This is a genomic window from Mycetocola zhadangensis (genome assembly GCF_003668565.1).
Lineage (GTDB): Bacteria > Actinomycetota > Actinomycetes > Actinomycetales > Microbacteriaceae > Mycetocola_A > Mycetocola_A zhadangensis.
The window spans coordinates 284,988-305,633 of sequence record NZ_RCWJ01000003.1 but is presented as its reverse complement, the minus strand read 5'-3'; the positions used below and the strand labels follow the sequence as shown (position 1 = coordinate 305,633).

Genomic DNA, 20,646 nt, shown 5'->3' with positions numbered 1-20,646 from the left:
AGCCGACTGGGTGCCGCCCGCACGGGCGGCGCCCTTCCGGCATGTCCGCACGCCGACGTCTACCCGTCGAGGAACCCTGAACGGGGCCTGACGGGAAGCGACGGCATTCGCCTAATGTGTCACGCGTGACGACTCTTGCCGCTCTCGCTGCCACCGTGATCCTGGCCGGTCTCGCCGTGTTCCAAATCGCTCTTGCCGCCGGTGCGCCGATCGGCCGGTTCGCCTGGGGTGGCCAGCACCGCGTTCTGCCAACGAAGCTGCGCGTCGCCAGTGCGGTTTCAGTGCTGCTCTACGCGGCGTTCGCCGTGATCATCCTGCAGCGTGCCGAGGTGATCACCTTGATTTCGGATGTCATCAGTCGCGTTGGCATCTGGATTCTCACCGGCTACTTCACGCTCGGAATTGTGATGAACGGCATCTCGCGAAGCAAGCCGGAGCGCAACCTCATGACGCCGGTCTGTGCGGTGCTTGCCGTGCTGTGCCTGGTCATCGCGCTGTCCTGAGTGCCGAACCGCGCGCCTAACTGAGCGGACCGACCTCATAGGTGGTGACGAGGGTGTGAGTTTCGCCTGCCGGGAGCCGAACCCAGGACGCTCCAACGTTGGCCGTCTCGACGCAGATCATGTCGGTCCACTCGTCGTCGCCGAAGTCCGGCATGGTTGCTGCTTGAGCGTCCCAGGGGTTCCACACGATCGTATTCGCCGCGCTCGAGCGGGTGATGCGAAGCTGCCGCGTGGCATCCGTCATCACCGTGTCACCAGACGCGCCGACGAGGTTGCGGGTCATCGGCCCGGTGAGTTCGAGCGGTGCATCCGGCTGGAAGCCGGTCTCGGTCAGGTCGGAGAAGAGCAGCCCGCGAAGGCCGGTGATCGATGTCTCACGCACGTCGGACACCGCGAGATAGGTATGCAGCGCCTCCTCGAAGGTGACCTCGTCGTCGGTCAGGTTGGTCACCGAGAGCGAGAGCGAGAGGGTGAGCTGCGACCCGACGACAACCTCATAACGGGCCTCGAAGCGGTGCGGCCACGCGGAGGCCCTGGTTGCCGGGGAGTCGGTCAGCCGGAAGACGAGGCGCACGTCGGTGCCGTCGTCCGTGGCGGAGATGAGGTTCCAGTCGGTGATGCGGGCCCAGCCGTGCTGCGGGCCTTCCGGGTTCACGCCGAACCATGGGAAGCAGATCGGAACTCCGCCGCGGATCGGTGTGGCCTCGGCGAAGTTGCTTGAGCGGCTCATCCACAGCACGGGCTCCTCGCCGGTCGGCTGCCAGCAGGTGACGTGTGCGCCCTGCAGGTAGATTTCGGCGGTGGCCGTCGGGGTGTCGACGCGCAGTCGGGGCAACCCGCCCTCGCCGGAATCGAAGGTGACGGAGGGAGGAAGGGTCGTTTCGATCAGCGGATGCAGTTTGGCCAGCGTGGTCATGAAGTCCCCGTTTCGGTCGAAGAGTCGTGCCTTTCCGAACAAAAACGGGTGGCGGCGGTGCTCACTTTCAGCCAGCTTAGGCAGCTCTCTCGAGCTTTGTCAACCGGTTGCCAAGATGGGGCGCGAACGCCGGATGAGGTGTGGACGGGGTTCGAGACGGACGCTCCGCTACAGCAGTGACCAGGTGATAATGAGCCCGTTGTAGGTGATATGCGCGATGATGCCTGCCCCGAGTCGCCCGGTCGTTGCGGCCAGAACGCCGGTGCCGACCCCAACCATGAGCGTGGAGATTCCGACAACGACCATGTCGATTCCGCCGTCCGTCTGCAGCATGTGGACGGCCGCGAACACGATCGATGTCACGATGATCGCGACGACGGCCGGGAGAGTCGAGGTTCTGAGCGCGGGGGACGCATTCGCGAGTGACGCGCGCATGAGCGAACGTTGCAGGAGTCCGCGGAAGAACAGCTCCTCGATCAAGGGCGCGGCGAGCACCGGGGCGAGAATGGTGAACAGCACCCACCAGACGTCGTAAACGACGGGGCCGAACGTGGGGCCCCCACTCGCGACACGGCCGTAGAGGACAATCTCGACCAGGGTCGTTGCCGCGCGCATCATGCCGCCGACGACCAGTCCGAAGAAGAGGTCGATCCAGTGAAAACGCAGTCCGAAGTCGCGGACAAGTGATCGGCGACCGCGCAGGTAGGACGCGACCAGAACAGCTCCGAGCAGCGGGGCCCAGGCGGCAAGGTAGGCGAGCGCCGAACGAAGTTCAGGCGATGCCGGCCAGCCGCGCGTCGCTGCCCAGCTGACGGCCCAGACCAGAACTATCGCGAGCGCAAGGCCAGCAATCGCGTCGGGGAGGCCCCACCGAACGCGGCGGTTGTTGGACGTGCGCGGGGCGGTCGAGCTCATAACTCAAAGATAGGGGTCTGATGGTGCCTCGACCGGGTCACCCCCAGATTGGGCTCTATATGTGCAGTCTCTGCACCGATAGGTTCAAAGCGCACACCCGAATGCCCACTCGTCCATGTAGCGGGCTCGATGACACTGTGCCTTTCTGAGGGGGAAGTAACGGATGCTCCGTTTTGCTCGTCCAATCTCACGCGGCCGATTTGCTGCCGCGGTCCTCGCCGCATCTCTTGTCGCCTCCGCTTCGCTCATCGCGGCGCCTGCCAACGCAGCGCCCGCGACCGGGTTTACCGTGTCCGGAACGGTGAAGATGGCAGACGGCGCGGCGGTGCCCACTGACGCCGAAGTGTCGTTTAGCGGGGCGAACGGATCCGCCCAGCCGACACCGGTCGTCGACGGCAAATTTTCGTTTCCGAACGTCGCACCTGGCGCATACTGGCTGAACCTGCAGGGTGCCGCGCTTTCGGAGTTCACTGACTTCAATGTCTCGGACAGCGATGTGACGGTGAACCTCACCGCTCAGCTCCGCGGAACAGTGACGGGCACGACCGCCGTTGTTGGTGCTTCGGTGGACAACTGGGTGGAGATTGACGCGTACACGCCCGAAGGCGAAAAGGTCCAAACCACCACGGCCAAGCTGAGTGAGGGTGGCGAATACTCCCTGCACATGTTGCCGGTCGGAACGTACAAGGTCGGATTCTCGAAGTCGTCAACCGGCACGTCGTCGATCCCGATGGCCAAGCAGTACTACGACCGAACTCCCGCACTGTCGGACGCGAAGACGGTGACCGTCGCAGCAGGTGGCACGATCCAGGGCGTGGACGCGCGCTGGAACGCCGACGGCTCCATCACGGGATACGTTCCCGAGGTTGAGCTCGGTACCGTCGAAGGAACAGTCACGACCGACCTTCCGAAGGATGGTCTCGAGGTCCTCGTAGAGTTCGAAGCTGTCGAAGGTGGGCACAAGGAAGGCACATTCGCCTTCTTCGCCGACGGCACCGACTGGGATGGCAAGTACCGTGCGGAGCTCGTTCCCGGAACGTACCGTGTCGGGTTCAGCAAGTCATCGAGCTCATCGTCCAGTGTCGAGGTGACACCCACCTACTACGGCGGCGCAACGGCTGAGACAGCGAAGACGATCACCGTCGTCGCCAACAAGACCCTGAGCAACATCGATGCCAAGCTGACCGGCCCGAGCGTGCCGACCGACCCGACGGACCCGACGACTCCGACGGACCCGACGAACCCGACCACGCCGACGAACCCGACCACTCCGACGACCCCCCAGGTCCCGGGTAGCGGCGAAGGGCTCCCGACCACAGGTCCCGCTGCGCCGAGTGGAAGCGTTACGGCTGGCGTGTCCAGCTCAGGAACCGTCACACCCGGCGAGTCCATCGCGGTCGCAGCCATCGGCCTTCAGGCCAGCGCTTCGGTTGACGTGTACCTGCACTCCACTCCGCTCTTCCTCGGCACGCTGAAGACGAACGCGAGCGGCGGGCTCTCCGGAACCGTCAATCTGCCCGCAACCGCTCCAGCCGGTGCGCACCACATCGTGTTGCACTACACGGTCAATGGCGTCGCCACCGAGCTGGCAATCGCAGCGGTGACGATCACGCCAGAGGCCGCGGCCGCAGCCGTCGCCAAGGCTCGCGCGGCGGGCAAACTCCCGGCCACCGGCTCAGACGCGATGTCAACGATGCTGCTCATGAGCATGCTGCTCGCGGCTGGTGTCTCGGCAACGCTCGTCGCTCGCCGCAAGCGCGCGACAGCATCCGTCTAAACTAATTACCATCACAACCGCCGGTGCCCTCGGGTGCCGGCGGTTGTTCTGTCACCTCCACGAACAGGCGAGCGGATGCCACGACCTCCTCACAGCGCACGACCCGTTTCCGAGTCGGGCACGCTGGTTCGGATGATCGCGCCAAGTCGCTGGAGCTTCGTGGCCATCTGGGTGGCGCTGGCAGCCGTCATCGTGTTTCTTCCCGACGGCATGACACGGTGGTTCCTCCCGAAAGACGCGCTGCTCGCCATCGGCGCGGTTCTCGCATCGCTTGCGCCAGCGACCGGGCGGCTGCCCCGATGGTTCCTCATCCTGGTTGGAGCCGGTGTCGCGACGCTTCTCGTCACTGCATTGGTTTCTGTCTCACCGTTGGGTGCGCTCCTCGGCCGTTTCCCCCGGTATGAAGGGTTCGTGAGCCTCGGTGCCTACTTCGCGGCGGCGTGGATCGGTGCTCGTCTGCTCGGGCAGCGGTCGACCCGACCGGCCGTGCTGACGTTCACTCGTGCCGCTGCGGTCGTGGCGATTCTTCTCGGCTTCATCGGTTCCCTCGAAGCATTCGGGCTCCGTCCGATCCCGTCCGACCTGGATCGCCCGGGATCACTCGTCGGAAACGCCACAGACCAGGGCATCGTCGGAGCAATGCTCCTCATGCTTCTCGCGCTGCCCACGCTCCGAGCCTGGCGGCCGCAGCTTTTGCCACCGCGCGGCAGGAGCAAAACGACAGAGTACCTTCATACCTCTCCGTCCGACGTCCTGATTCTCACCAGCGGGCTGGTCGGTGCTGTCCTTGCGCTCGTGCTCTCGGCGTCGCGGGGTGCGCTTCTGGCCGCCGCCGTCGGAATCGTCGCGCTCGTCGTCGTCACCATCGTCGCGGCGCGTCCCGCCGGGGTCCCGCTGTGGAAGCCCATCGTCGCCGGTGCGAGTGGGCTGGCCGCCCTGGCCGTTGTCGCACTTGTCGCGCCTCTCACCCGCTCACGACTGACCGGTGACAGCGCGTTGTCCTCCCAAACGGTGAACGACCGGGTGCTGATCTGGCAGGAATTCGCACGGTTGCTCGCTCCGAACCCCCTGATCGGCGTCGGCCCAAGCGGTTATGCGGATGCCATCGCGCACGCACACACGGACGAATGGTTCTCGACGGTGGGCGCTCTCACCACCCTCGACTCACCGCACAACGTTATCCTCCAGGCGTGGGCAGCCGGGGGAGCGGTTTTCGTTGCTCTCGCCCTGGCGCTTGTCGCGGTGGTCGCGGTGAGCGGAGTCCGAGCGGTCCGTGCGTCAGCTTCCGGTCGATTGCCTCGGGAGCGCGGCGGTTCCGACGCACTCACGGTCCCCATCCGCGACTCACTCGCTCGCGCCGATCTCCTCATCGGAGCCATCGCCGCATGCACCGTCTGGGCGGCGGCGCTTCTGACCCACTTCACGGCGGCCGCGACCAGCATCCTCGGCTGTCTGCTCGTTGGCGTGATCGTGGCGGCCTCACCCGTCGCCGATGCCCGCCGATGGTGGCGAGTCGTTCGCACGGTGCTACTCGTCATCTGGGCTGGCTGGTTGGTAGCTATCGCACTCGCCGAGGTGCCGATGCAACGTGGCATTGAAACCAGCGCGCAGGGTGACGTGGTCGGCGCACAAGCTCAGTTCCAGACGGCTGTCGCGCTTCGCCCGTGGGACGCTGACCTCCGCTCGATTGCGGCCCAGACGTTGGCGGCCGCCGCCGACGGAGGAGTTGAGGGTGCAGCGGAGGCCTCCCTCGCCTGGGCGAAGCAGGCACTCGCGGTGATCCCAGACAATGTCTCGACGCTGAAAGCGTACGCCGTGGCGCTCCAGTCAACGGGCGACACCGACGCTGCCGGCCGCGTGATCGAGCGCATGCTTGAGACCCGGCCGGACGATGCCGATCTTCACTTGAGGTGGGCGATAAACGCCTACCTCGAAGAGGACATCAACATGGCTCGAGAGCGCGCGGCCGAAGCGCAGAGTCTGGCCCCCGACGATGAGGGTGTCAGTTCGTTCGTCACGTTCCTCGAGGATCCCGCGTCCGATTGAACGACTCAGATGTACTGGTTGAGTCCGACGTCACCGATGCTGTCGCCGCGAATCTCTTCCCACAACACGACGGCTGTGGCGTCGGCGACCTCGGTCTGCGTTACTCGGTCAACAACCCGTTCGGCGAGTAGCTCGGGGTCGTTACACTGACCGGCCAGGATGATCGTGACGATGACGTAGGTGCCTACCCGTTGCTCGACCTCCGCCTGAATCGTCTGGCTGACGGAGTCACATGTGGCGATCAGATTGTCCCGAGCGGCTCGTGACATTCGCTGAAGGAACTTCGGCGCACCGATCACCAGAATGATGTGTTGCAGCGAAGGTACGCGCCTGGCGAGCATCATGCACTCCTCGACCCGGGCGTTCAGATCCTCCTTCACCTCATCAGGGTTCTCGGGCAATTCGACGCCGATGACCGCGGCGGCGTATCCGTGGTCGGCCGAGGTGAGATTCCCGGCGACATCGACGTCGGGGCGATCGCTTATCGAGCTGAGGCAGCTCAACCTGTCTCCCAGGAGGAGGATTCTCTGTGACGGCGACTCGTTTTCGACCACATCCGTGGCCGACCGGTCCATTGCTGGTGCTTTTTCCTGCATAACCATGGCGCGCCTGCCTAACACTTCACACAGGCCGCGGCGTGGGGGACTGCTTCCAATCGAGCGGCCGGAATGGGATCGCCGCAGGAAACGCAGCGCCCGTATGTGCCAGCGTCCAAGCGCCCCAGGGCGCTTCGAATCTGTTCTGCAACGGCCTTGGCCGTCCCTGTTGTCGACCACGCGACCGGATCGATGTGCGGGGCAGCCCGGTCGGCGAGTTCGGCGATGAGTGTCTCCGGCTCGGTCAGCTCCCGCTGGAGCTCGAGCCGCAGAGCATCGTTGTTCGTCTCGACGGACGGCGAGATGGTGGGTCGTGCATTCATTGTGAACTCCTCAGGGGAAACAAAAAACGCGCCGTGTGTGCGGCGCGCTCCGGGTGATCGTGACGTGTGATCGTTAACCGATGGAGCACCGCTCGATCGGCGCGATAAGGCGCAGCTCACGTCGGTACCCGAAAACGACAACACCACGGAGGGCGTGGGGGCTCCGCGTTTCGGGGTGCACGAGTTCTGCGATCTTGCTCATGGCCTCACCATAGCCCAGTACCTGGGAAAGGCAAGTCGTGCGCCAGTTCGTCGATTAACGACTGTGGCCGGCCGGGTCTGGCGCGGCTCACATCGGTCAGCGCTGCAGCTCCTCGGGCACAGCCCTGCCCTCGATTTCGGCGGTCAGCCGGTCGATCCCGGCGAGCACGTCATCCAGTTGCTGAACTGTTTTCCAGAGAAGCGGATGCTGCCTTCGAACGTTCTCCAGCGCCTCACCACTCGACGTCAGCGAACCGAGATCGAATCCTATGTTCGCGCGGGCACCGGCGACGGCGGCTCGCAGTGCACCGCAGGCGACGGCGATGTCCGCGACAAGAGCGGGGTTGCCGTGCGTGGCCAGCCATTCGAGGTCGCTGACCGCTTCAGCGCCGGTGATTCCCAAGTCGGCAGAGGACTCCGCCGCCTGAACTGACGCTTCCCGGATGGCGTCCTCGCGACCCGCGCCTGGCTCAATCCGGAACGCACGACCGAATGCCTTCGACGCGGCCGCGTCCTCATCGGCGAGCCGAAGGGCGGTCTTGCGGCCGGTTCTCGCTCGGTCCTTCACGGCGTCGAGTTCGGCTCGCAGGGTGTCGTCGACCTCTGTGTAACCGGCGACCATCGACGTGAGCGAGTACGCGATGGCGAGCATCACTCCGGCCGCTGCTCCGCCGCCTGGCGCCCCGGTTGACTGAGCCAAGGCGGTGGTCCAGTCGTCGATCGTCGAGGTGCGGGCAGAGACCTGCGCAGAGTCATCCATGCCCTCAGTCTGGTCACACCGAGCTCAGTGCGTCACTCCCTTGATTGCGCCGCCTTGATCTGCCAGTGGGCGCACATCGCGCTCTCGACGCGACCGCGTGGCGCGCGACAGCGGATACTTCGCGTCGAGGTGCGGCTCGAGATAGAGGCGACGAAGGGCGACCAGAATCATGGTTCCGCCTACCCAGTAGCCCAGGAACAACACCATGCCCTGTGCGAAGGTAAAGCTGATCAGGGTGACAACGACGCCGACGCCGATGTAAAGCCAGCGCCACGCACCAGAGATTCGGTCGCGGGCCACCTGCTGCTCTTCCGCTCGATCAGCGAGCGAATCCACGCGGCTGCTGAGCGCTGCGTCGTCGATGGTCGAGAAGAGGTCTCGCACCTGGACCCGGAGGGCGTTCGCCACCAGAGACAACGTTTCCAAGCTTGCGTCCTCCCCAGCCTCGAGTCGCTGGACCGTCCGGAGGCCGATCCCGCTCTCATTTGCGAGTCGTTCCTGGGTCCAGCCCTGTGTCTGTCGAAGCTCGGTGATTCGTGTTTTATTCATGACCCCATGCTCACTTTGTTCCGACCGCCAACGCCACGCCAGGAGGACGCCGGTGAGGCGCCATCTGGCCGCCAGCGTGCCGCCAACGCATTTCGCGCTAGGCGCCGCCGGCTCGGTCGTCGAGCAAACTCGGTCAGGCTGTTGAGCCAGGGGAGGGCTTGGCTGGTTCCGCGACCACGTGGGCGCCAGCGTCTTCGGGGGTTCCCCGTACCTCCGTCTTGAGGATTTTCATCGACTGTCCGATGCTTTTCGCGAGCCCAGGCAGCTTGGGTGCGCCGAACAGCAGCAGAACCAGAAAAACAATCACGATTAGGTGCCATCCGCTGAAGGCGTTACCGAGAATTCCCACTGCTATCTCCTTTGAGTTGCTTGCAATATACAGGGCTGCTCGGCATCAACATAGGTTCAGTAGTCATCGATGTTCTTCAGGAGGCACGCAAGGGTCCCATCAACTCAACGAGTCAGATCGAGCAGCTGGCCGGGCCTACTCGCGGTTAAATGCAGGAAGGCTCCCTGCAATGCAGGGAGCCTTCCTCTCAGACAGCCTCAGGCTGTCAGTGAGTCAGTCTTAGCGACGAGCGTCGTGGTTGTCAGCGTCGCGGTCGTAGAACTCGCGGCTTCCCGACTTGGCGAGGCCACGGCTAACCATGTAACCGATGGTGAGGAGGGTGGCGTACAGCCAGACGTGGTCGGCGCCGAAGCCCTGTCCGTCTTCTCCGTTGTCGACCATCGCTGAGGCGATGAACATCGAGATGAGGATCACAACGTATGCGATGAACTCGGTGGTCTTGAACGCTGCCTTGGTCTCCGTGGAGAGGCGAGAGACGCGGCCGTTTGCGGGGGTGTTGCTCATGAGGTGTCCCTCTTTCCTGCTAGTGGTATGTGGGGCGCGGTTGCGCCTCAGCTATGTAAGCAGCAGGTGAGAGAAAGGGGAGAATCCTGAGGGGGCCCTTGACATTGCCTTCGAGATCGGCCATTTTACGCGTGCGCGTACATCAGAGTGCAGTGGCGTCGACTCCGGCCGCCTTATCTGTCTGGTCGAGCGGCTTCTGCTCCTTCGCTGCGACAATCGCAGCACGACCTGACGGCAACAGGATGGCGACGGTCATGACGAGGATCGTCACGATTCCAGCGATGATGAGCAACACCTGCACGCTGATGACATCGGCGAGCGGCCCGAAGGCAGCCATCCCAATGGGCGTGGCCATGGCCATAACGATGCCGACGTAGCTGAACACCCGTCCGTGCATTTCGGGCTCGACGGTTTCCTGCACAAGCGTCATGAACGGTGCGGAGAACAACGGGACCAAGAGGCCGAACCCGAACATGAAGCCGTAAAACACCCACAGGTTGGGCGATAGTCCGAGCGCAATGGTGAGAACCGCAAACCCAAACGTGGCGAAAAGTATCAGCGGGATGCGACCCCGTTTGGCAAGAACTGTCGCGACCAGTACGCCGCCGAGCATCATTCCAACGCTGAACGCGATCTCGAGCACTGTCACCATCCACACCTCGGTGCCGAATGTGCGCGCAACCATGAGGGGAGTGATGAATGACGGTGCCACGGTCAGCAGGAAAATGATGGCGAAGACGCCGAGCAACCACCGCACGACCTTGTGGTGCCAGATGTATCGCATGCCCTCGACCAGGTCCTCGCGGTAGCTCGTGGTTTTCGTCGCGATTGACGCGAGTGTCGGCACCGAGACGAAGAAGAGCAATCCGACCCCGATCACCGCTGTGACGACGTCGATGAAAAACACCGGGACGATCCCGAACACACCGAAGACCGCTCCGGCGGCCGCGGGCGCAAGCAGCGCCATCGCTGACTGGATCGTGCCGAACATTCCGTTCACGCGAAGCAACTGATCGGCAGGAACGATCTGCGGGATCATCGCCTGCACGGCCGGCGTCTGGAAGCCAGCGCCGAGCGATCGGGCACCGACGGCGAGCAGAATCACCCACAGGTCGGTGATGCCGTTGAGCATCGCTATCGCTAGGACGAGCGTGACGATCGCAATCGAGCTGTCAGCGATGATCACCAGAACTCGGCGGTTCATTCGGTCCGCCACCACGCCACCGAAGATCGACACGATGCCCTGCGGCAGGAATGCGACGATCGCATATAGAGCAAGCGCGAGTCCGGACTGCGTCTCGAACGTGACATACCACATCACCGCGTACTGCACGATCATCGAGCCGAACAGCGAGATGGTCTGGCCGCTCAGAAAAAGAGCGACGTTGCGTTTCCAGTGCGAGGGCACGGTGGATGCCGCGTCTTCCGCTGCGACGAGGTCTTCCGCTGATGGTGAGGTTGGCTCAGAATGCACGTCCCCACAGTACCGAGAGTGTGCGACATTGGCATCCGTCTGGAGACGGAAATGAACGCTGGGCCCGTGAACTCAAGCGTCGTGGCATTCCGCCGCCATATTCGACCGGGGGACTGAATCGCTTACGGACCTTCGTCGAGGATGGGTGCCAGAGCGTCGCGGATGGTGTCGAACAGAACCGCGTGCCCCTCGTCGTTCGGCGCGCTGTGTTCGGCGGCTATGAGTTGGGGTTCGCCATCAAGCGGTTGGCCGATGTCGAGGAATGTGCCATCGACCGCTTCGACAGCTGCGCGTACTTCGTCGATGATTTCGGTTAATCGAGGCGGCGTATCGGAAGCGTCCCAGAGCGGGCTGATCGCGACGATCTCTGCTTCAGGCAGTCCCGCGCGAAGTTCTGTGAAGGTCTCCACGATGGCAGCGTTCACGACGGCCGGGCTTGAGCCCGCAGAAGAGTCGAAGAACCCGCCAGACACGAGAACGATGTCGGGTGAGGCAGCGACGATCCCCGGTACGCGTTCGGTATAAGGAAGCGCGTCCTGCGTTTCTCCGGGAGTTCCATATCCCGTTCTGGCTATACCCGCGTTCATCTCGGTCCAGACGTGTTTCGCTGCGAGCTGGCTCGTCCATCGATTGTCTGTCGAAGTCGTGCCTTCGCCCGACGTGGACGAGTCACCGAGAAAGGCCACAGTGAGAGGCGCGCCGGTCGGCGTCGGGGTTGGCGTGGGAGTGGGCATCTCGGTGTCCGCTGAAGTGAGCGGACGAACCGAGCTGTTTGTTGGCGCTGACGCGGGCCGGTTGAATGCGAGCACCACAAGAAAAATGGTGATTGATGCCACGATGACGAGGAGAAGATACTGGCCGAATTCGGCGAACCATTCCCGCAGGGATGCCTGTCGATTTGCGCGTTTAGCCATAAGTTCGACCTTAGTCGGCGATACCGGTGTCATATTCCGGCGCGATGCGTACTGCCGGGCGGGTGAGCACCCACCGAGCGGGACACGCCTTTCTGCGCCCTCACCGGGTACAAAGCATCGTCAGCGATGCGGGTGGGTGTCGGTAAAACAAGTCGCCGCTCAGAGTCGGCGCGGTTGCCTCGCATAAGCCGGATAAACTCGGAATCATCTGTCGGCAGGTACGACAGCCCGGGGGGGAAAATTGTTGGTCGAAAAATTTGCGGGTGGCGCTGTAGAAGCGCGCGGCGAGACTCGCCGAAACGACGTGAGGGATTGGCGCAAACGATACGCGATTCGCCTCGCGATCACAGACCTTCTTGCGGTCATTTGGGTCGTCTACGGGGTTCAATTAGCGTGGCTAGGGTTTGACGTCGAGGCTCGGGGCTTCAACACCGTCGGAAGCGAAATTAGCTATTCCGTGATCTCGAGTGTGATCGTGGTGGCCTGGCTCGCGACGCTTGGTCTGATCGGATCGCGTGCCGACCGCGTGATCGGAGTCGGTTCTTCCGAGTACAAGTTGATTGTGGATGCAAGCACACGACTTTTCGGAATGGTCGCTATCCTGGCTTTCCTTTTCAAGATCGATCTTGCCCGGGGATACATTCTTATCGCCTTCCCACTCGGCGTGCTCGTCCTTCTCGCCTCGCGATGGATGTGGCGGCAGTGGCTCGGAGTTCAGCGCGCGACGGGGCAGTTCTCCTCGCGAGTTTTGCTCGTCGGTTCTGCGACTTCCGCACTTCATATTGCAGATGAGTTGGCTCGCTATCCTTCGGCCGGTTACCGGGTGGTCGGGGCTTGCGTCCCACCCGGGGGGTCGCAGAGCGATCTGCTGCGAGCGTCAGTACCCGTGCTAGGGGACCTTTCCGCTCTCCACAGTGCCTTGGATGCAACAAGGGCCGACACTGTAATCATCACGAGCGCAGAGGAACTCTCGCCTCAACGGGTGAGGGAGTTGAGCTGGTCGCTGGAGCCAGCTCGACAACACTTGGTCGTCGCGCCGAGCCTCACCGGAATCGCCGGGCCGCGAATCCATACCCGGCCCGTGGCTGGACTGCCACTCATCCATGTCGAAACCCCTCGGTACAGCGGCGCTAAGACGCTTGCGAAACGCGGGCTGGACCTATTCGGCTCGCTCTTCCTCCTTCTTCTTCTCAGCCCGCTATTAGTCGGCATCGCGGTGGTCATCAAGCTCACTTCCACTGGACCAGTGTTCTTTCACCAGGAACGCGTCGGCATCGGTGGAAAGCCCTTCCGTATGCTGAAATTCCGCTCGATGGTCGTCGACGCCGAGTCCCTCCTGAAAGAGCTGCAGAAGGCGAAAAGGAGTGACGGTAATCAGGTGTTGTTCAAAATGAAAGACGATCCTCGCGTCACTGCAATCGGCCGGTTCCTTCGTCGGTTTAGCCTCGACGAGCTACCGCAACTTCTGAATGTGTTTAACGGGACGATGGCGCTGGTTGGCCCACGTCCGCCACTTGAGCGCGAAGTTTCGGAATACGAGCGCCACGTACATCGTCGCTTCCTGGTCAAACCGGGGATAACAGGGCTGTGGCAGGTGAGCGGGAGGTCAAATTTGTCCTGGGAAGAAAGCGTTCGTCTGGACCTCTATTACGTCGAAAATTGGTCTTTCACGGGCGACTTGGTCATTCTTTGGCGCACGGCTAAAGCAGTCATGGCGCGCGACGGTGCTTACTGACGCAGCAGCGCTTTCTCCCCGCCCACTCGTACCTCGGAGAAGGCGAGCTGGTGACTCCAATGAGGCGGTTATGAACGCGCGCAGTCGGTCCTGCGTTGCCTTACTTTCACATGCGGAGGGCTCGACAACGGAGCATCGAGCGCGCCGACGGAGGGCTCAGGTCGCAGCGCGCTACGGCACACAACGACAGCTGTAGGGAACAAATCCTAGTTGCTCCGAGGGGTCGGACAGCTAACGGGATGCCTCTAACCAGCTGAAGGTAAGCGACGTGTGGACAGGCCAACGGCCCCAGTCGCGACCAACCGGAATCGCCGGATTGGTCGCGTTCCTCCTGAGGCTGAAAGCCTATGCGAGGCGGAATTAGGCGGGCTTATGCGCGAGCTCATCAGAAAGCACATCGGCTTCGCTCGCCCCGTATCCGTATCCGTATCCGTATCGCCCGTTTCCATATGCGTCTGGCCCGGACGTGGGCATCATAGTGAGCACTATGCCTGACACAGAGGCGCCAACGTTCTCGAGAGCGGTGAGCGCGCCTTTCAGTTGATTCTTGTGTGTGCGACCGGAGGCAACGACGACGATGGCGCCGCCGACGCTCTTCGAGAGGATCGCCGCGTCTGTGACGGGAAGCAGCGGCGGAGCGTCAAATATCACCGCATCGAATTCTCGTTCCAGGATAAGAATCAACTCTGCCATCGCACGAGAGCCCAGTAATTCACTTGGGTTCGGCGGAATTTTTCCGGCGGGGAGTACGAACAGTTTGGACTTTCCCCAAGGTTGCACGACATCAGGCAGCTCAGCGCGCCCGATCAAGACGTCTGTGAGCCCGGCGCCGCCTTCCACCCCCATATATTCGGCCACTTTTGGACGCCGCAGGTCAGCGTCGACGAGAAGCACGCGGGCCCCGGCATCTGCGAGCGTGATAGCCAGATTAGCCCCGGTGGTACTTTTACCCTCGCTCTGAACCGAGGAAGTGATTACGAAAGTCCTGCCCTTTGTACCAACGTCGATGAAGGACAGATTGGTTCGTAGTGTGCGGAAGGACTCGGCACGGGGGCTTCGAGGATTCGCATGAACGATAAGCGGTCGTTGCTTGGCCTTCGGATCGAAGGCAATTGCTCCTATAACTGGTGCCGGGGTGAGCGCTTGAAGATCTCGCTCGTTCCGCACCTTATTGTCGAGCATTTCTCGCAGTACTGCTGCTCCGAGACCGAGCGCCAGTCCCACGAACGCTCCGAGGGCAAGATTGAGGGGCACGCGCGGAGAAACGGGGGTTGAAGGGACATCGGCCTGTTGCACCATGGTCAGTTTGACGGGGGACATCGCATTGCCGGCGTCGGTGGTCTCAATTTCCTCCACGGCCGCCGTCAAGCTTTCCGACACGGTATTCGCAATATCCGCCGCCATGACGGGACTTGCATTGCTAGCAGTGATTTCGATGATCGTCGTATCAACAGCTGCCGAAACCGCGATGTCGCTGGCGAGTGCGTCGGCGCTCATGTTCAATTGCAGCTTGGCGATTACGGGGAGGAGAACAATCGGGGTTTTGGCAAGGTCGGAGTAGGTCTTCACCCGCTGCACAGTAAAGCTGTTCCCTTGAGCCAACTCCTGTGCGCTCTGGCCCGACGATGTCGATACGAAAACTTTCGAGGATGCGCTGTACCTGGGCGGATCCAACAAAGAGTAGCCGGCGCCGGCGCTCACTCCGAGGAGTGTGGCGAGCAGAAGCACTGCCCAGCTCCTGCGGAGGATGCGGACGTAGTCGCGGAGCTCCATGGTACCGGCCTTTCGATAGTCGCAAAGAAGGTCGGCAAAACTAACCCCCAATGTTTATGTTGCCACAATCTCCGTCGGCAACACGACAGCGAGGACGCCCTGTAACTGCGGACTCTTGAGGCAGAGAACGGCGGCAGCGAGTTATTGCACCTGCTTGCTGTCTCTCTCGTGTGCCAACGAGACATATCCGCCATGGTGTCGAACCAACTTCGGCGCCTGACGGTCAGCCCCGGACCTATGCATTGTCCCTAGCGAAATTCCAACGAACAAGAAGATGAACCAACTGACTGGCAGCGTCTCGAGCGAAGCGCCGGTAATGCCCATGCCGAGCAGGACTGCAACGACACCGACGGCTAATCCCGTAGACGGTGCGCCGCGACGTTGTCCCCTGAACGTTGAAACGACGAGCCCGAGCCAAAGAACTGCGCCGATGAGGCCGCCTTCTACTAAAACTTTGAGAGCAATATTGTGAGAGGTGATGTGGTGACCGCTCCACGCGAAGTGCGATTGAAGCGTGTCTCCCGCGGAACCGCTGCCCCACCCATATATGGGTGAGGCGATGATGAGGTTGATTCCCTCCGCGTAGCCGGGAAAGCGGCCCAAGAAACGATTGTCGGTGGAAAACCCAGTAAGCGAGTCAACGACGCTGAGAGCGTCGGCGTTCCATGATGCTATGGCCAAAATTGCGGCGAAACCGATCAAGATTGTCGCTGCGAGGCGTTGAAATACTTTGCTGGCAGATGGTGCAGCGAGGACCAGAGCGACGGCGGCGAGCCCCAGAGCGATATAGGCGGACCTAACCAATGTCAGGTACATTCCCAGCAAGCCAAGGGCGAGCATAAGGGGAGCTAGGCGTCGGTGTGTCCCGAATCGCGCCATACCCCAAACTAGGACGAGCAGACATGCCGTCGCAGCGTGGAACGGCCCCGAGAATATTCCCTGCAGTCGTGCCTCACCGCCCAATACCCCCGTGTACTCGCCAGCGGCTCGAGTTATCGATTGTTCGATCCCTGGAGCGAACTGGTGGACGACGATCGATACAGCAACAGCCGAGGCCAGTACCTTTATTGCTGTCAGCTCCACGGCGGGTATCAAGCGGCGCGGGATCGCAGCGCCCGCCACGACGCCGGCAAGGCAAAACACAGTCTTGCGAAACCCGAGAATTCCCACCTCAAGAGAGGGAATATTCGGGTGAAGTACCAATAGTGCCCAGAAGGCCAAAATCGCGGTAACCCAGCCCACAGCAGCCTTACCCCGGCGCTCGGCCGGCGGGACCGTCAGCCACGCGACATACGCCGCTGCTAGGGCAAGAGCTTGCACCGCGAAGGATACCTGGGTTGGCAAGACCGTTCCGAAGATCATGGCCAGCAGGAAGGCGGTAAGCCACTTCGGGGTCGAATCCACTTTAGAAGGAACGATCAACCAGACCACTGCGGCGATCGCTGCCGCGAGCACTATCGCATATGTCGGCTCGCTGGTCGCGAGATAGGCCGCTGCCCCGGCAAGGACCGCCACGAGACATCCAAAGCCAACCCAAAGGCCGTGAGTTAGCAATACGGGAGAAAGCAGCAAGGGGCGACGTCGCACCCCGGCAGGTCGGAGTCCGGAAGGAAGAGCATCCTCACTTCGATGGGCTTCGCGCAACGGTTCCCTTCCTTTAGCACCGCGAAGTGCTCGCCGGAACTTCGTGAGGTCAGTCAAGCTGAGGCTGCCCTAAACCAAAGAGCAATTTGGCTTTCGATTCCCACGTCGCGTCGTATGGAATCGAGCCAGGAATCCGCGGCACCCTCCCTTGGTGGCTGGCGGCCTCGATCCACTCAAGGTGATCGCCCGCGGCCCTCACAGCGACACCATCCAAGTTGCGGCGACCGGCGCCAGCTATCGGTGTTGTGAGGACCGGCAAGTGGGCGGCGCGATATTCGTACGTTTTGATCACGTCTCCACCCACCTCACCTACCCCTACACGATGGGGAACCCAACCGATATCGAAGGTCTGGAGAAGGGCCGGGACATCCTCGTAGTGGACATCACCGACCAAAGTTATGTTGGGGACTCGTGTCAACGGCTTTCGATACTCGCGATCTAGGATCGGCCCAGCTAGTACGAAGTTCACATGAGGAAGGCTCTTTGCTGTCTCGAGTACAAGCTCGAGGTCCACTCTTCTGCCAATTTTCCCGACATAGCCGACGGTAATCGGTCCGGCGGCTTTTGAACTGGTCAAGAAACGCTCTGGGTCACAGCCATTGGTGACCAATTTTGCATCGTCGCGCCCAAACCTGTGAGCGAGCGCCAGCGTTCCCTCGGCGTTGGCGGTCACATGCGTAGCGCGCGCAAATATTGCCCGGTACGCCTCCTCGGTTTCCCTTTTGATCGAGTCGAAAGCATAGTGCACAGTCCAGTCGTCTAATAGATCGAATACGGTGACCCGACCGTCGAATATCTCGTCCGCCGCCGGTGCCATGCTGACGAACGGATTCCAGATGATCGCGGGGACGGATGCGGGGTCAGTTTGCGGAACTTGGTAGTCTCGCGCCGATTGCAGCCACCACTTTCGGCGATCTCGAATGTTCGGAACCGCCCATGAGTAGCCATCGATCGGCGTTGTATTCGGAGCGAGAGACGCGGGTGATGGCTTCGATTGAAAAGGCTTTGCGAAGCGCGGCTCTGGGCGGCTCAGAACGGCCACCGAGCCAGAATCGCTCGCGAGGCGCCCAAACCACTCGATCATGTGGCCGTCGCGCGTTCGATAGCCCTCAGCAGACAACTTGCGCTGTCCGTGCATCGGGAATGCGAGCCACGAGAATCGGTGATCGGAAGTTGGCTCAGTCATGGGTGTGGCCCTTTCCTTGTGAGATTTGAGTGATGTGCGCGATGAGAGTGGAAGCAAGTGCTGAGGGGGTGAGTTCTCTCAGGAACCGCTCACGAGCCGCGTGACCACGGTCACTCGTCACGGCGGCCATGACCGCGGCATGGATTTCCTCGAGCGTGGTGTGTTGATCGAGCGGGAGGTAGACGCCGCCAGCAATCTCGTCTATGGGGTCCGTGCGCGTGGCCACGATCGGCACCCCGGCCTTCATCGCGTCGATGAGTTTGGCGGGTAGCTGCACGTCTCCGCCGTCAGAGGTTGCGTCCATGACAATGAGGGCCACGTCAACCAAGTCATACGCTTCTTCTAGCGGAGTGTCGGGGGAGATTTCGGTCCAGTTGTCTTGCCCTGGACCAGGGGCACCCATGCCGCTGCCTTGGAACGTGAAGAGCTCGACGTCCTGGTAGGTGGCAATTAGGTTCTGTAGTACAGCCTGGCCCTTGTGAGCACGAATAGTCCCAAACGCCCCGATTCGGACGCGGTCAGACCCCGCGGCCGGAGGTAGCCGCTCTCGCCCTTCCGCACGTGTGTGAGGTATGAGCGTTGCTGGCAGGTTCGCTGGCAGGCGCCGCCGAAGCGCATCAGTAGCGTATGTCAGACCGTCCGCAAGCAAGAAGCTTCTCTGCTGCGACGCTTCAATTCGAAGCGGATGCATCACTCGAAGTGGATTGAGTTTGAATGCGTTCGACAAGGAACGCGCCCGGAACGCACGAGCTAAACCGGCGTCGTCGTCGTCCAGGTCAACTATCACGACAGCGGACGGAACGACACGTCGGATTTCGCCGACCAACCGCGGGAGTGGAGCAATGCCCTTAGACACCCAGACAATGAGCCGATCGGTGCCCTTTGCATACCGTGAAGCGAGCTCACCGATCCGGCGCGTCATTCGTGCACCACTGATTGTGTCGATGTCGAAGTCAAACTGACGGGCACCCTTCCACACCCGCCCCGCGCCGACCGCGCATATGTGAACGTCGCCGAGCTCGCGCGCGACTAAGGCGAGGGAAAGGGCGCGACCAAGCGCGTTAGACGATGAGTCATGTCCAAGAATGAGCGTGCGAGTACTACTGTCCAATCGACTGTGCCTCACGCCGCCGGGACCGTGATTTGGCCCCAGCGCTACTTGCTAGTTTCTCCAACGCTTCTTCATAACGGCCGTTGACGAGGTCCCATGTATAGAATTCCGCCGCCCTTGCTTTGGCGGCGTTGGCCAGACGGTTCTGAAGAGAGGAATCGATCATGACCCTTGAAATGGCTTCGATCATCTTGGAGACATTGAGCGAGACGAGGGAGCCGGTATCACCGATCACCTCACGGTTATACACGGTGTCACGCGCGACTATCGGGGTACCGCAGGCCATGGCCTGCACCAAGGCAGGGTTGGTGCCTCCAACACTGTGGCCGTGGAAATATACCCCCGCGTGTTGCCAGAGCGAGTGCAGCCGAGCGTCATCTGCGATGTGCCCAAGCCACCTCACTTTGGGCTTCCGCTCGGCTAAATCTCGAACTTGTTCTTCGAGCTCGCCTCCGTAGCCAGAAGATCCCACGACGACCACGGGCCACCTGTCGGCGAGATTGTCAGCCGCTTCAATGAACTCCGGCACGCTGTTCTCGGGTACGAAGCGAGCGACCATAAGAATGTAGCCGCGGTGTGATAGACCAATTTCGACGGGCAACTGCGGTACATCGCTTCCGCCATACGGGATGAAGACGCCGCCGACCCCGAAGTCAGATTCCCAGCGTTCGGCGATTGCTTTTGCGTCGTAGACCAGCCTGTCTCCAAAACGCGCCGTCAGCCAGGCTCCGGTTCGGAAAACAAATTTTGCAAGGCGGTTCCACTTCGCTCGGTCCCATTCGATCCCGTCGACGTTGATGAGAGTGGGAATCCCTCGAAGCCGCAACAGCGGTAACCAATAACCATTCGCGACATTCATGATGAGAGCCACGTCCGGCTTTTTCCTAGCGGCGTCCAATACGGCGGTCAGCCCGTGGGTTAGCGTGCTCAAAGACTTAGTTTCAAGTCCGCGCGTAATCACCGACTTCACTCTGGCGTCGCGGCTCGGATCGTCGAACTTCGAAGCACCTTTTCTGCCGTATACCGTCACGTCCCAACCCCGCGACGAGAGGTAAGGTGCGAGTTTGCGCACGGCGGTTTCGAATCCACCGTAATAACTCGGATATCCGCGAGTACCTATGATTGCTACGGATTGTTTCAAGATGCTCTCTTCGGTCGGTGAGGCGCTTCAGCTGGAGACACTTCGAGCCGATGCGCCCGTCCGGCGCAACAGAAAATCTGTGCGCAATCCGAATGGCGTCGTCGTTTGTTTGCTACCGCCGACACCCGAGCGAGCACGGCTCGCACTTCGGATATACGACGGCACCCCCATGCATCCAATTCAACTTTAGCTGACGGTGACCCATGTGCGACTGTCGACTGTTGTATGA

20 protein-coding genes are annotated in these 20,646 nt (G+C 61.8%); 4 read left to right on the top strand and 16 right to left on the bottom strand.

What is annotated here, in order from left to right; translation table 11 throughout:
• Nucleotides 1-125 precede the first annotated feature (125 nt).
• Nucleotides 126-503: a hypothetical protein gene (locus D9V28_RS12115; protein ID WP_121659989.1), complete on the top strand. Its 378-nt coding sequence runs from the start codon at nt 126-128 to the stop codon at nt 501-503.
• Nucleotides 504-519: 16 nt separating this feature from the next.
• Here D9V28_RS12115 and D9V28_RS12110 read toward each other — a convergent pair whose 3' ends face one another.
• The gene (locus tag D9V28_RS12110; RefSeq protein ID WP_147440983.1) at nt 520-1,419 is read right to left on the bottom strand and encodes a D-hexose-6-phosphate mutarotase; all 900 of its coding nucleotides are present in this window, start codon (nt 1,417-1,419) and stop codon (nt 520-522) included.
• Between the two features lie 168 nt (nt 1,420-1,587).
• The gene (locus D9V28_RS12105; RefSeq protein WP_121659987.1) at nt 1,588-2,334 is read right to left on the bottom strand and encodes a CPBP family intramembrane glutamic endopeptidase; all 747 of its coding nucleotides are present in this window, start codon (nt 2,332-2,334) and stop codon (nt 1,588-1,590) included.
• 163 nt (nt 2,335-2,497) lie between these two features.
• Between D9V28_RS12105 and D9V28_RS12100 the strand changes: the two genes are divergently transcribed.
• Together D9V28_RS12100 and D9V28_RS12095 are read left to right on the top strand one after the other, a co-directional pair.
• The gene (locus D9V28_RS12100; protein WP_121659986.1) at nt 2,498-4,111 is read left to right on the top strand and encodes an LPXTG cell wall anchor domain-containing protein; all 1,614 of its coding nucleotides are present in this window, start codon (nt 2,498-2,500) and stop codon (nt 4,109-4,111) included.
• 132 nt (nt 4,112-4,243) lie between these two features.
• A complete protein-coding gene (locus D9V28_RS12095) occupies nt 4,244-6,157 on the top strand; it encodes an O-antigen ligase family protein (protein WP_183086522.1) in 1,914 nt (637 codons plus the stop codon).
• Nucleotides 6,158-6,162: 5 nt separating this feature from the next.
• Here D9V28_RS12095 and D9V28_RS12090 read toward each other — a convergent pair whose 3' ends face one another.
• From D9V28_RS12090 to D9V28_RS12055, 9 genes are all read right to left on the bottom strand, one after another.
• Nucleotides 6,163-6,759 carry a hypothetical protein gene (locus D9V28_RS12090; RefSeq protein ID WP_147440981.1) on the bottom strand — a complete coding sequence of 199 codons (597 nt, stop codon included), beginning with the start codon at nt 6,757-6,759 and terminating at the stop codon, nt 6,163-6,165.
• A gap of 11 nt (nt 6,760-6,770) precedes the next feature.
• The gene (locus D9V28_RS12085) at nt 6,771-7,076 is read right to left on the bottom strand and encodes a TraR/DksA family transcriptional regulator (protein ID WP_121659983.1); all 306 of its coding nucleotides are present in this window, start codon (nt 7,074-7,076) and stop codon (nt 6,771-6,773) included.
• Between the two features lie 73 nt (nt 7,077-7,149).
• Nucleotides 7,150-7,278 (bottom strand): hypothetical protein, encoded by a 129-nt coding sequence (locus D9V28_RS16440; protein ID WP_268234425.1) that lies wholly within the window; start codon nt 7,276-7,278, stop codon nt 7,150-7,152.
• A 96-nt stretch (nt 7,279-7,374) separates the two neighbouring features.
• Nucleotides 7,375-8,037 carry a cyclodeaminase/cyclohydrolase family protein gene (locus D9V28_RS12080; protein ID WP_121659982.1) on the bottom strand — a complete coding sequence of 221 codons (663 nt, stop codon included), beginning with the start codon at nt 8,035-8,037 and terminating at the stop codon, nt 7,375-7,377.
• Between the two features lie 24 nt (nt 8,038-8,061).
• On the bottom strand, nt 8,062-8,586 hold the full coding sequence (locus D9V28_RS12075; protein ID WP_121659981.1) for a helix-turn-helix domain-containing protein: 525 nt from the start codon (nt 8,584-8,586) through the stop codon (nt 8,062-8,064).
• Between the two features lie 133 nt (nt 8,587-8,719).
• On the bottom strand, nt 8,720-8,935 hold the full coding sequence (locus D9V28_RS12070) for a twin-arginine translocase TatA/TatE family subunit (protein WP_371870006.1): 216 nt from the start codon (nt 8,933-8,935) through the stop codon (nt 8,720-8,722).
• Between the two features lie 219 nt (nt 8,936-9,154).
• Nucleotides 9,155-9,439 (bottom strand): hypothetical protein, encoded by a 285-nt coding sequence (locus D9V28_RS12065; RefSeq protein WP_121659980.1) that lies wholly within the window; start codon nt 9,437-9,439, stop codon nt 9,155-9,157.
• Nucleotides 9,440-9,581: 142 nt separating this feature from the next.
• Nucleotides 9,582-10,913: an MFS transporter gene (locus D9V28_RS12060; protein ID WP_121659979.1), complete on the bottom strand. Its 1,332-nt coding sequence runs from the start codon at nt 10,911-10,913 to the stop codon at nt 9,582-9,584.
• Nucleotides 10,914-11,035: 122 nt separating this feature from the next.
• Nucleotides 11,036-11,827 (bottom strand): SGNH/GDSL hydrolase family protein, encoded by a 792-nt coding sequence (locus D9V28_RS12055; protein WP_183086521.1) that lies wholly within the window; start codon nt 11,825-11,827, stop codon nt 11,036-11,038.
• Between the two features lie 304 nt (nt 11,828-12,131).
• Here D9V28_RS12055 and D9V28_RS12050 point away from each other — a divergent pair, with 304 nt between their 5' ends.
• Entirely contained in the window at nt 12,132-13,562 is a 1,431-nt protein-coding gene (locus tag D9V28_RS12050; RefSeq protein ID WP_229728157.1) for a sugar transferase, read from the top strand.
• Between the two features lie 360 nt (nt 13,563-13,922).
• On the opposite strand, the gene D9V28_RS12045 is transcribed toward D9V28_RS12050, so the two are convergent.
• The 5 genes from D9V28_RS12045 to D9V28_RS12025 form a co-directional block, all read right to left on the bottom strand.
• Nucleotides 13,923-15,335 carry a tyrosine-protein kinase domain-containing protein gene (locus D9V28_RS12045; RefSeq protein ID WP_121659976.1) on the bottom strand — a complete coding sequence of 471 codons (1,413 nt, stop codon included), beginning with the start codon at nt 15,333-15,335 and terminating at the stop codon, nt 13,923-13,925.
• Nucleotides 15,336-15,476: 141 nt separating this feature from the next.
• Nucleotides 15,477-16,850 (bottom strand): O-antigen ligase family protein, encoded by a 1,374-nt coding sequence (locus D9V28_RS12040; RefSeq protein WP_121659975.1) that lies wholly within the window; start codon nt 16,848-16,850, stop codon nt 15,477-15,479.
• A gap of 178 nt (nt 16,851-17,028) precedes the next feature.
• The gene (locus D9V28_RS12035; RefSeq protein WP_121659974.1) at nt 17,029-18,165 is read right to left on the bottom strand and encodes a glycosyltransferase; all 1,137 of its coding nucleotides are present in this window, start codon (nt 18,163-18,165) and stop codon (nt 17,029-17,031) included.
• The gene (locus D9V28_RS12030) at nt 18,158-19,087 is read right to left on the bottom strand and encodes a glycosyltransferase family protein (RefSeq protein ID WP_147440979.1); all 930 of its coding nucleotides are present in this window, start codon (nt 19,085-19,087) and stop codon (nt 18,158-18,160) included. The genes D9V28_RS12035 and D9V28_RS12030 overlap by 8 nt, the downstream gene beginning before the upstream one ends.
• 178 nt (nt 19,088-19,265) lie before the next feature.
• Complete coding sequence (locus D9V28_RS12025; RefSeq protein ID WP_121659972.1) at nt 19,266-20,417, bottom strand: glycosyltransferase; 1,152 nt, start codon at nt 20,415-20,417, stop codon at nt 19,266-19,268.
• Between the last annotated feature and the right edge of the window lie 229 nt (nt 20,418-20,646).